At 65.8% G+C, this 10,693-nt stretch carries 11 protein-coding genes; 9 read left to right on the forward strand and 2 right to left on the reverse strand.

Features of this window, described 5'->3' with window-relative positions; all coding sequences use genetic code 11:
- Positions 1-60 precede the first annotated feature (60 nt).
- Positions 61-747 (forward strand): N-acetylmuramoyl-L-alanine amidase, encoded by a 687-nt coding sequence (locus VL973_RS13845; protein WP_325284621.1) that lies wholly within the window; start codon positions 61-63, stop codon positions 745-747.
- Positions 748-762: 15 nt separating this feature from the next.
- Here VL973_RS13845 and VL973_RS13850 read toward each other — a convergent pair whose 3' ends face one another.
- A complete protein-coding gene (locus VL973_RS13850; RefSeq protein WP_325284612.1) occupies positions 763-1,524 on the reverse strand; it encodes a class II aldolase/adducin family protein in 762 nt (253 codons plus the stop codon).
- Between the two features lie 62 nt (positions 1,525-1,586).
- Complete coding sequence (locus VL973_RS13855; RefSeq protein WP_325284613.1) at positions 1,587-2,984, reverse strand: short-chain fatty acyl-CoA regulator family protein; 1,398 nt, start codon at positions 2,982-2,984, stop codon at positions 1,587-1,589.
- A 99-nt stretch (positions 2,985-3,083) separates the two neighbouring features.
- Here VL973_RS13855 and VL973_RS13860 point away from each other — a divergent pair, with 99 nt between their 5' ends.
- From VL973_RS13860 to VL973_RS13895, 8 genes are all read left to right on the forward strand, one after another.
- On the forward strand, positions 3,084-4,610 hold the full coding sequence (locus tag VL973_RS13860; RefSeq protein WP_325284614.1) for an acyl-CoA carboxylase subunit beta: 1,527 nt from the start codon (positions 3,084-3,086) through the stop codon (positions 4,608-4,610).
- Between the two features lie 39 nt (positions 4,611-4,649).
- Complete coding sequence (locus VL973_RS13865) at positions 4,650-4,919, forward strand: GIY-YIG nuclease family protein (protein WP_325284622.1); 270 nt, start codon at positions 4,650-4,652, stop codon at positions 4,917-4,919.
- A 102-nt stretch (positions 4,920-5,021) separates the two neighbouring features.
- Positions 5,022-5,441 (forward strand): methylmalonyl-CoA epimerase, encoded by a 420-nt coding sequence (gene mce / locus VL973_RS13870; RefSeq protein ID WP_325284615.1) that lies wholly within the window; start codon positions 5,022-5,024, stop codon positions 5,439-5,441.
- Positions 5,441-6,223, forward strand: coding sequence for an enoyl-CoA hydratase-related protein (locus VL973_RS13875; protein ID WP_325284616.1), 783 nt, complete (start codon positions 5,441-5,443; stop codon positions 6,221-6,223). The genes mce and VL973_RS13875 overlap by 1 nt, the downstream gene beginning before the upstream one ends.
- 25 nt (positions 6,224-6,248) lie before the next feature.
- Positions 6,249-8,390 (forward strand): methylmalonyl-CoA mutase, encoded by a 2,142-nt coding sequence (gene scpA, locus VL973_RS13880; protein ID WP_325284617.1) that lies wholly within the window; start codon positions 6,249-6,251, stop codon positions 8,388-8,390.
- Positions 8,387-9,193 (forward strand): heme-dependent oxidative N-demethylase family protein, encoded by an 807-nt coding sequence (locus tag VL973_RS13885; RefSeq protein WP_325284618.1) that lies wholly within the window; start codon positions 8,387-8,389, stop codon positions 9,191-9,193. The genes scpA and VL973_RS13885 overlap by 4 nt, the downstream gene beginning before the upstream one ends.
- Positions 9,194-9,234: 41 nt before the next feature.
- Positions 9,235-10,221 (forward strand): biotin synthase BioB, encoded by a 987-nt coding sequence (gene bioB / locus VL973_RS13890; protein WP_414712257.1) that lies wholly within the window; start codon positions 9,235-9,237, stop codon positions 10,219-10,221.
- 109 nt (positions 10,222-10,330) lie between these two features.
- On the forward strand, positions 10,331-10,693 hold a 363-nt coding region (locus VL973_RS13895; RefSeq protein ID WP_325284620.1), incomplete at its 3' end, for a biotin carboxylase N-terminal domain-containing protein.

Genomic DNA, 10,693 nt, shown 5'->3' on the forward strand with positions numbered 1-10,693 from the left:
ATTCTACGCCGTGGTCTGACGGGCCTTGCGTGCGCGCCGGGCGCGCCGCAATCAGGCGTCATGCCGCCGATCGAAGCGCCATCGCCCAATCACGACGACCGTCTTTTGCCGGTCAGCATGATCGTGCTGCATTATACCGGAATGCAATCGGGCGCCGCCGCGCTGAAACGGCTGCGCGACCCCGATGCCGGGGTATCGGCCCATTATCTGGTCGAGGAGGATGGCCGCGTCTTTGCGCTGGTCGATGAGGGACGGCGCGCATGGCATAGCGGGCGCTCGCGCTGGCGTGGCATTACCGATGTTGATTCCGCCTCGATCGGGATCCAGATCGTCAATCCCGGCCATGATTGGGGCTATCGCGACTTTCCGGAGGCGCAGGTGCACGCCGTCATCCGGCTGGTCGCGGCGATCAAGGACCGGCATCAGGTGACGCGCGGCAATGTCGTCGGTCATTCGGATATTGCGCCCGCGCGCAGGAAGGACCCTGGCGAGCGTTTTCCCTGGTGGCAGCTTGCCCGGCTGCGCCTGACCCTGCCGCGACCGGCGCGCGGGCTGATGGACCCGCACTGGAACGAGGCGAGTTTTCTGTTGGCGCTGGAGCGTTTCGGCTATGATGTCGGTGATTCCCGCGCGGCGATCATGGCATTCCAGCGCCGTTTCCGTCCCGAGATGATCGACGGCGAAATGGACGCGGAATGCCGCATGATCCTGCTCGCGCTGCTGTTGCCCCAGCCGCAGGGCGACTGATGCAAGCGGCGCGGTTCAGTCGCGCCAGCCGCCGTCGATTCGGTCGACCAGCCGCACCATCGCCGCGAAATCCGCCGCGCCGGGGCCGCCGGGCGCCTGTGCCTGGCTGATGTCGCGCTGATGCACGGCGATGACGTCGGCGGGCACTTCGATGGGCGTGCCCATGCTCATCGTCGCAAGCTGGATCTCGCAGGCGCGTTGCAGCGACCAGTGTTTCAGGAACGCTTCCGGCAGGGTTCGTCCCATCACGACGATGCCGTGATTCTTCAGCAGCATGACGCGCCTGTCGCCCAGATGCTCGACCAGCCGTGCGCCTTCCTCGTCGCGGACGGTCACGCCCTCGAAATCATGATAGGCGATCTGCCCGGCGAAACTGGCGGCATAGAAATTGACCGGGCGCAGCCCGCCCTCCAGCGAACTGACGGCCATCCCTGCGGTCGTGTGCGTGTGCATGATGCAATGCGCGTCGGGCAGATGGCGGTGGAACACCGCATGTTGCACGAAGCCGGCCCGATTCACCGGGTAGGGCGAATCGTCCAGCTTGTTGCCGTCGATGTCGACCTTGACCAGGTTCGACGCCTTCACTTCGCTGAAATGCAGGCCGAACGGGTTTATCAGGAACGCGCCGTCCCCGCCCGGCACTTTCAGCGTGATGTGGTTGTAGATCATCTCGGACCAGCCGAGCATGTCGAACACGCGGTAACAGGCGGCGAGCTGCTGGCGCGCCTCCCACTCGACATCCGAAATCACGGGCGTGGTGCGCGCGGCGGTGGCCATGGCTCTCTCCTCATCCTGTCATTATTGCCGGGGAGGCTATGCCCATCGCGCGCGCGCGGCAATCAGCGAAAGCGATATGGCACGACGCCGCGCGCATCGGCGTCGATCTCGATCCGCGATGCCGCCGGGGGAAAGGCGCGCTGGTCACAGGTCGCGCGCGGACAGATGCGGCACGAACTGCCGATCGGCGTCGCCGCGCCATCGGGGCCGAGATCGTCGGCATAGACGAAATCGGCGCTGTGCGCGTCCTCGCACCCCAATGTCACGGCGTAGCGGCGGGGGCTGCGGGTATAGCTGCCCGATGGTTTGACCAGCCCCTTGGCCATGGTGACGTATCGCACGCCATCGGGGGTTTCCGCGCGCTGCACCAGGATGCGGTCGGGAATCGCCACCGCTTCATGCACGATCCACAATGGACAGGCGCCGCCGAACCGCGCGAATTGCAGCGGGGTCGCCGAATGGCGCTTGGTGATGTTGCCGGCCATGTCGACGCGGCAGAAGAACACCGGCACCCCTTCGGCTCCCGGCCGCTGCAGCGTCGACAGGCGGTGACAGCACTGCTCGAAGCTCGTCCCGAAACGCTGGCGCAACCGGTCGATATCGTGGCGCACCGCCCGCGCCGCGTCGCGAAACAGGACATAGGGCATCAGCAGCGCGCCCGCGGCATAATTGGCCAGCCCTACCGACAGCAGCGCATGGGCGGCATCGTCCGCCAGCCCTGATGCCGTCACGGTGGCATCGATCGCTTCGGCCAGTTCAAGCCGGACCAACTGGTGCGCCAGCTGGAACAGCGCGCTTTCGGGCGGCAGCGTCCGGTCGAGGCGAAGCGTCCGGCGAACGGGGTCGAAGGCGCGCATCCGCCCGCCGCCATCGCCGCTTTCGATCTGCACGCGGTGGCGGGACTGCAAACGCTCCCCGATGGCGCGGCGCGGGCTGGCATCGGCGGGAAAGCGGGCGGCCAGTGCCTCTGCCCCACGGTCGATCGCGTCGATGTAATTGCCCGCGTCGTGAAACCAGTCGCGCACGGCTTCCCATGGCTGACGGCTGGCGCTTTCGCCCGAATCGACACGGTCATCCAGCACGCGCACCTGCGCCTCGACCCGCATATAGGCGGCGTGCAGCGCCACCAGCCGCTGCGCTAGTTGCGGTTGCTGACGAAGCGCACGGGTCAGCCCCGGATCGGCCTCGGTCGCGCCGTCGATGCGCGAATCGGTCGCGGCGGTCAGCGCGGCGGCGGCCAGCCCCGCATCCTCCCCGATCGTGCCCCAGTCCTGTGGAAAGGCGCGGGTCAGCGCCGCCAGCACCAGTTCGGTCAGCGGGCGGTCGCCATTTTCGATCTGCGACAGATAACTGGTCGATATGCCAAGCCGCCCCGCCGCCTCTGCCTGGCTCAGCGCATGGCGGCGGCGCAGGGCGCGAAGCTGATGACCGGCGAACAGGCGGCGTGGGACGTTGGACATGACGGGTTTGCAAACATGGTTTGCACATGTTTGCAACATCGCATTTGCCTTCGCCGCTGCGCCATGAAAGGAAGTTGCCGACACATTTCGGGAGCGCGCATGTCGTCCACCATCGCCGAACTGGAACGCCGCCGCGACGCCGCCCGTCTGGGCGGTGGCCAGCGCCGGGTGGATGCCCAGCACGCCAAGGGCAAGCTGACCGCGCGCGAACGGCTGGACGTGCTGCTCGACCACGGGTCGTTCGAAGAACTCGACATGTATGTCGAACATAACTGCACCGATTTCGGGATGCAGGATCAGGTGGTGCCCGGCGACGGCGTCGTCACCGGATCGGGCACGATCAACGGGCGGCTGGTGTTCGTCTTTTCACAGGATTTCACCGTGTTCGGCGGATCGCTGTCCGAACGCCACGCGCAAAAGATCTGCAAGATCATGGATATGGCGATGAAGGTGGGTGCGCCCGTCATCGGCCTGAACGATTCGGGCGGCGCGCGTATCCAGGAGGGCGTCGCCTCGCTCGGCGGCTATGCCGAGGTGTTTCAGCGCAACGTGCTCGCCAGCGGCGTGGTGCCGCAACTCAGCCTCGTCATGGGGCCGTGCGCGGGCGGCGCGGTTTATTCGCCCGCGATGACCGACTTCATCTTCATGGTGAAGGATTCGTCGTATATGTTCGTCACCGGCCCGGATGTAGTGAAGACCGTTACAAACGAGATCGTCACGCAGGAGGAACTGGGTGGAGCGGTGACGCATACCACGAAGTCGGGGGTCGCCGATGTGGCCTTCGACAACGATATCGAGGCGCTGCTCGCGGCCCGCGACTTCGTGGACCTGTTACCGGCATCGAACCGGGAAGCGCCCCCGGCGCGGCCGACCGAAGATCCGTGGGACCGGATCGAGCACAGTCTCGACACGCTGATCCCGCCCAACGCCAATCAGCCCTATGACATGCACGAGCTGATCCGAAAGGTTGTGGACGAGGGCGATTTCTTTGAAATCCAGCCTGCCCATGCCGGCAATATCCTGTGCGGTTTCGGTCGGGTCGAGGGCCGCACGGTGGGCATCGTCGCCAATCAGCCGATGGTGCTGGCGGGCGTGCTGGACATCAATTCATCGAAAAAGGCGGCGCGCTTCGTGCGGTTCTGCGATGCGTTCGAGATTCCGATCGTCACCTTTGTCGACGTGCCGGGCTTCCTGCCGGGCGTGGGGCAGGAGCATTCGGGCATCATCAAGCATGGCGCGAAACTGCTGTTCGCCTATGCCGAGGCGACGGTGCCCAAGATCACGGTCATCACGCGCAAGGCGTATGGCGGCGCCTATGACGTGATGGCGTCCAAGCATCTGCGCGGCGACCTGAACTATGCGTGGCCGACCGCCGAAATCGCGGTGATGGGCGCCAAGGGCGCGGTCGAGATCATCTTTCGCGGGCGCACGGCCTATGAGATCGCCGAGCGCACGGCGGAATATGAAGCCCGCTTCGCCAACCCCTTCGTGGCGGCGTCCAAGGGTTTCATCGACGAGGTCATCATGCCGCATTCCACACGGCGGCGCGTGGCGCTGGGTTTGCGGAAACTCAGGGGGAAGGCGCTGGAGAACCCGTGGAAGAAGCACGACAATATTCCGTTGTGACGCCGGGCGGGTATCGTGAAGCAACCGGCGATCTACATCATGGCAAGCCGGCGGAATGGCACTCTATACATCGGCGTCACGTCGAACTTGCCCCAGCGGGTGTGGCAACATCGCGAGGGCGTCGCCGATGGCTTCACCAAGCGATACGGATGCAAGATGCTGGTCTGGTTTGAGATGGCCGAAACGATGGAAGGCGCTATCGCCCGCGAAAAGCAGATGAAAGGCGGATCGCGCGCCAAGAAGCTGGCGTTGATCGAGGCGATGAACCCGGCGTGGAAGGACTTGTATGTGCAGATCGCCCATGGCTGAGCCTCTTCTCTCGCCGTCATTGCGAGCGCAGCGAAGCAATCCAGCGACGGACTGCGCGGCACTGGTTTGCTTCGCTGCGCTCGCAATGACGGCGCGCGCCGCATGATCCTCGGCCGCCTCAACCATGTCGGCGTCGCGACGCCCTCCATCGCCGATAGCATCGCCCTTTACCGCGACGTCATGGGCGCGACCGCGATCGGCGCGCCGTTCGACCTGCCCGCGCAGGGCGTAAAGGTCTGCTTCGTCGATACGCCCAATACCCAGATCGAATTGATCGAGCCGCTGGGGGCCGATTCCCCGATCCGCGCTTTCCTCGAAAAGAACCCGGCGGGCGGGCAGCATCACGTCTGCTATGAAGTGCCCGATATTCACGTGGCCAAGGCGTGGTTCGAGGAAAAGGGCCTCCGCGTATTGGGCGAACCGCGTATCGGCGCGCACGGGACGCCGATTTTCTTCGTGCACCCGCGCGACATGGGCGGCGTGCTGACCGAGATCATGGCAACGCCCAAGGGGGCCCATTGATGGCGTTCGAGCATATCCTGAGCGACCGTCGCGGCGATGTGCTGGTCCTGACGCTCAACCGGCCCGACCGGCTGAATGCCGCGCCCCCGGCAATGTTCGACGAATTGCGTGCCGCGCTGTCCGACCTGAATGGCGCGCGTGCGGTGCTGCTGGCCGGGGCGGGGCGCGCCTTTTGTTCGGGTGCCGATGTGGCGGGCGGGGCGCTCAACAGCGACGATCCCGGCGCAGCGACCTTTGCCGCGCTGACCGAGCATTACAATCCGACACTGACCACGCTGGCGGCATTGGACGTGCCGGTCGTCAGCGCGGTGCGTGGGGCGGCGGCTGGGATCGGATGCAGCCTGGCGCTGGCCGCCGATTTCTGTGTCGCCAGCGACACTGGCTATTTCCTGCAGGCATTCGTCAATATCGGACTGGTTCCCGATGGCGGTGCGTCCTGGATGCTGCCGCGCCTGATCGGGCGCGCAAGGGCGGCGGAGATGATGCTGCTGGGTGAGCGGGTGCTGGCCGACCGCGCGCTGGAATGGGGCATGATCCACAAGGTCGTCGCCGACGAGGCGTTGGATGAGGCCGCGCTGGCGTTGGCCACGCGACTGGCGGCGGGACCGACGGTGGCGCTGGGTCTGATGCGCCGCGCGCTTCATCATGGTTACGAAAGCGACTATGCTGCGGCAATGCTGCACGAGGCGAAGGCACAGCGCCACGCCCGCACGACGCTGGACGCGACCGAGGGGGGCATGGCTTTCCTCGCCAAGCGGAAACCCGACTTCAAGGGACGCTGAGGCGCCCACCGACCGAGTATTTGCGATGACCGACAAACCCACTCCCGCCGACTGGCGCGCGCTTGCCGACAAGGAAGTGAAGGGCCGCGACCTGACCTGGCACACGCCGGAGGGGATTGCGGTCAAGCCGCTCTATACGGCTGAGGATGTCGCTGGCTGGGACCCCGGCCTGCCCGGTTTCGGGCCGTTCACGCGCGGCGTGCGCGCGTCGATGTATGCCGGGCGCCCCTGGACCGTCCGGCAATATGCGGGCTTTTCGACGGCCGAGGAATCGAACGCCTTTTACCGCCGCAATCTGGCCGCGGGGCAAAAGGGGCTTTCGGTCGCCTTCGACCTGGCCACGCATCGCGGATACGACAGCGACCATCCGCGCGTGACCGGCGATGTGGGCAAGGCGGGCGTTGCGATCGATAGTGTCGAGGACATGAAGATCCTGTTCGACGGCATCCCGCTGGATCAGATGTCGGTGTCGATGACCATGAACGGCGCGGTGATCCCGATCCTGGCGTTCTTCATCGTCGCAGGGGAGGAGCAGGGTGTTCCGAAGGAAAAGCTGGACGGCACGATCCAGAACGACATCCTGAAGGAGTTCATGGTCCGCAACACCTATATCTACCCCCCGCAGCCCTCAATGCGGATCATTTCGGACATTATCGGCTACACGTCCGAACATATGCCGAAGTTCAACAGCATCTCGATCTCCGGCTATCACATGCAGGAAGCGGGGGCGACGCAGGTTCAGGAACTGGCCTTTACCATCGCCGACGGCCGCGAATATGCACGGGCGGCGATGGCGGCGGGGCTGGACATCGACAAGTTTGCCGGGCGGCTGTCCTTCTTCTTCGCGATCGGCATGAACTTCTTCATGGAAATCGCCAAGCTGCGCGCCGCCCGGACGCTGTGGCACCGGGTGATGACCGAACTGGGCGCAAAGGACGAGCGGTCCAAGATGCTGCGGACGCATTGCCAGACGTCGGGCGTATCGTTGCAGGAACAGGACCCCTATAACAACGTCATCCGCACCACGATCGAGGCGCTGGCGGCAGGGCTGGGCGGCACGCAGAGCCTGCACACCAATGCGCTCGATGAAGCGATCGCGCTGCCCACCGACTTTTCCGCGCGCATCGCCCGCAACACGCAGATCGTGTTGCAGGAGGAAACCGGCATCACCAACGTCGTCGATCCGCTGGGCGGCAGTTATTATGTCGAGGCGCTGACCAGGGACCTAGTCGACCGCGCGTGGGAATTGATCGAGCGCGTGGAGGCCGAGGGTGGCATGGCCCGTGCCGTCGATGCCGGCTGGCCCAAGGCGATGATCGAGGAAGCCTCCGCCGCCCGCGCCGCGCGCGTCGACCGGGGAGAGGACGTGATCGTCGGCGTCAACAAACACCGGTTGAAGGACGAGGACCCGGTCGAGATTCTCGACATCGACAATCATGCCGTGCGGCAGGGCCAGATCGCGCGGATCGAACGCGTCCGCGCCGCTCGTGACGAGGGCGCTTGTCAGGCGGCACTGGTGGCGCTTCGCGAAGGGGCGGCGGGTGATGCCAACCTGCTGGCGCTGGCGGTCGAATGTGCCCGCGCCCGCGCCACGCTGGGCGAGATTTCGGCGTCGATGGAAGTCGTGTTCGGGCGTTACGGCACGCAGCCGACGCCGGTGCGCGGCATCTATGGCGGCGCGTATAAGGACGACGCGCGCTGGACGCGCCTGTCCGACGGCGTGACCGCGACCGAGCGGCGATTGGGCCGCAAACCCCGGATGCTGGTCGCCAAGATGGGACAGGACGGGCATGACCGGGGCGCCAATCTGGTGTCGAGCATGTTCGGCGACCTGGGCTTCGACGTGGTTGCCGGGCCGCTGTTCCAGACGCCGGAGGAAGCGGCGAAGCTGGCCATCGAAAGCGATGTCGACGTGGTCGGTGCATCCAGCCTGGCGGCAGGGCACAAGACGCTGATCCCCGAGCTGATCGGCCATCTGAAGGATGCGGGCCGCGCCGACATTCGCGTCGTGGCGGGCGGCGTGATCCCGGCACAGGATTATCCGTTTCTGCGCGACGCGGGCGTGCAGGCGATTTTCGGCCCCGGCACCAATCTGATCGAGGCGGCCGAACAGGTGTTGCGCCTGCTGGGCCACAACATGCCCCCCGACAGCGAGGCGGCGGAATGACTTTGGGCTTTTCGGTCGAGACGCTGGTGCCGCGCGCGCGGGGCAGCGGATCGCTTCGCATGGGGCTGACCCGGCTGGCCGAGCGCGACTGGCTGCAACCTGATTTCGACCGCGCGGTGCGTGCCGATGCCTTTGATCGCCGGTCCGACAGTGTCGCGATGCTGCCCGAGGGCGAGGCGCCGGGTCGCGAAGCAGCGGCAATGATCGGCACCGGCGGCACGCTGGGCGATGCGGCGCGCGGCGTGTGGGAGGATCTGTGCGTGCTGACCCCCGGCGCGGACGGCCGTTACCGGCTGGTCGGCGGGGCGGTGGCATTTCCCACCGACTGGCGGCTCAGCGACAAGCTGGGACTGGCGCTGACCGATGTACACGCACCGATCCATGGCTATGCCGAGCAACTGGCCGCCGGGGTCGATCATTTCATGGCGACGCTGACGCCGGGCATGATCTTTGGCCGGGCCAACTGGTTCGTCGTGCCCGATCCCGCCCCCCGCTGGATGCCAGAGGGCGACCCCGCCACCCGATTTGCCCATGTCGATGCGGACAATGCCGGGGAGACGCTGTTCGTCCGGTGCGAGCGCCAGACGCTACGCCGCCTGCCCGAAACGGGGGCGGTTCTGTTCACCATCGGCATCCATGTCGCGCCGCTCGCCGCATTGAGCGATGCGGTCGTCGCGCGCGTGGGCGATGCGGTTGCCACGATCGGCGCGGGCGAGCATGAGCGCCGCGCCGCACCCCATTATGCGGCCGCGCTGGCCCGTTATGCCGCGCGCCGCCAAACCCGACCGGAGATCGCCGCTTGAACGCCGTCACACCCCTCGCCGCCGCCGAAACTGCTGCCGATGTGACCGAACGCTGGTCGCGTGCCGCGATTGCCGAGCTGTTCGACCTGCCCTTTACTGAACTGGTGTTTCGCGCGGCGGAAGTGCACCGCGCCAATCATCCGGCCAACAGCGTCCAGCGATCGACGCTGTTGTCGATCAAGACCGGCGGCTGCCCCGAAGATTGCGGTTACTGCAACCAGTCGGCGAAGCACAGCACCGACCTTGGCGCGTCCAAGCTGATGGATGTGCGCGCGGTGATGCAGGCGGCGGCGCAGGCCAAGGACAATGGCTCCACCCGGTTCTGCATGGGCGCGGCATGGCGCAACCCCAAGGACCGCGACATGCCCGACATCGTCGAGATGGTGAAGGGCGTGCGCCAGATGGGCATGGAAACCTGCATGACGCTGGGCATGTTGTCGCCGGGTCAGGCGGCGATGCTGGCCGATGCAGGGCTGGATTATTACAATCACAACATCGACACCTCGCCCGAATATTATGACCGGGTCATCACCACGCGGACCTTCGCCGACCGGCTGGACACGCTGGACCATGTGCGATCAGCCGGGATCAACGTGTGTTCGGGCGGCATCGTCGGTATGGGGGAGACGCGCGGCGACCGGGTTGGCTTCATCCATGCGCTGGCCAACCTGCCGACCCCGCCCGAAAGCGTGCCGGTCAACGCGCTGGTCCCGGTCAAGGGCACGCCGCTGGGCGACATGCTGGCCGATACGCCGCTGGCCAAGATCGACGACATCGAGTTCGTGCGGACGGTGGCCGTCGCGCGCATCACCATGCCGGACAGCATGGTGCGCCTGTCCGCGGGCCGGGAAAGCATGAGCGAGGCGACGCAGGCGCTGTGTTTCCTTGCGGGCGCGAACTCGATCTTCACCGGCGACAAGCTGCTGACGACGGGCAATGCCGGCGATGACAAGGATGCTGAGCTGTTCCACAAGCTGGGGCTGACGGCGATGGGAGTCGAAGAGCAATCAAACGTGGTAGCAGGGTGAATTATGGCCGCTTGATGTTTGTGTGTGTCGCGATCCTTACTGTGCTGCTGGTTGCGATGTTCTACTCTGGCATGTTCATGCACGGCGACCCGACTGAGGTTCCTAATTGATGTTCAAGAAAATCCTCGTTGCCAATCGCGGCGAAATCGCGTGCCGGGTGTTTCGCACGGCCAGGCGCATGGGGCTGAAGACCGTCGCCGTCTATTCCGACGCCGATGCGCGCAGCCCGCATGTGCTGATGGCGGATGAAGCGGTGCGGCTTGGCCCCGCGCCCGCGTCCGAAAGCTATCTCAAGGCCGACCTGATCCTGCTCGCCGCCAAGGAAACGGGCGCCGACTGCATCCACCCCGGCTATGGCTTCCTGTCCGAACGCGAGAGCTTCGCCAAGGCCTGTGCCGACGCAGGGATCGCGTTCGTCGGGCCGCCGCCGGGCGCGATCGCGGCGATGGGCGACAAGATCGAATCGAAGAAG

The organism is Sphingomonas sp., from assembly GCF_035490575.1.
Lineage (GTDB): Bacteria > Pseudomonadota > Alphaproteobacteria > Sphingomonadales > Sphingomonadaceae > Sphingomonas.

Bases quoted from the DNA above. Each gene is read 5' to 3' on its own strand.
- VL973_RS13845 (WP_325284621.1), top strand. From the start codon at position 61: ATGCCGCCGATCGAAGCGCCATCGCCCAATCACGACGACCGTCTTTTG.
- VL973_RS13850 (WP_325284612.1), bottom strand. From the start codon at position 1,524: ATGGCCACCGCCGCGCGCACCACGCCCGTGATTTCGGATGTCGAGTGG.
- VL973_RS13855 (WP_325284613.1), bottom strand. From the start codon at position 2,984: ATGTCCAACGTCCCACGCCGCCTGTTCGCCGGTCATCAGCTTCGCGCC.
- VL973_RS13860 (WP_325284614.1), top strand. From the start codon at position 3,084: ATGTCGTCCACCATCGCCGAACTGGAACGCCGCCGCGACGCCGCCCGT.
- VL973_RS13865 (WP_325284622.1), top strand. From the start codon at position 4,650: ATGGCAAGCCGGCGGAATGGCACTCTATACATCGGCGTCACGTCGAAC.
- mce (WP_325284615.1), top strand. From the start codon at position 5,022: ATGATCCTCGGCCGCCTCAACCATGTCGGCGTCGCGACGCCCTCCATC.
- VL973_RS13875 (WP_325284616.1), top strand. From the start codon at position 5,441: ATGGCGTTCGAGCATATCCTGAGCGACCGTCGCGGCGATGTGCTGGTC.
- scpA (WP_325284617.1), top strand. From the start codon at position 6,249: ATGACCGACAAACCCACTCCCGCCGACTGGCGCGCGCTTGCCGACAAG.
- VL973_RS13885 (WP_325284618.1), top strand. From the start codon at position 8,387: ATGACTTTGGGCTTTTCGGTCGAGACGCTGGTGCCGCGCGCGCGGGGC.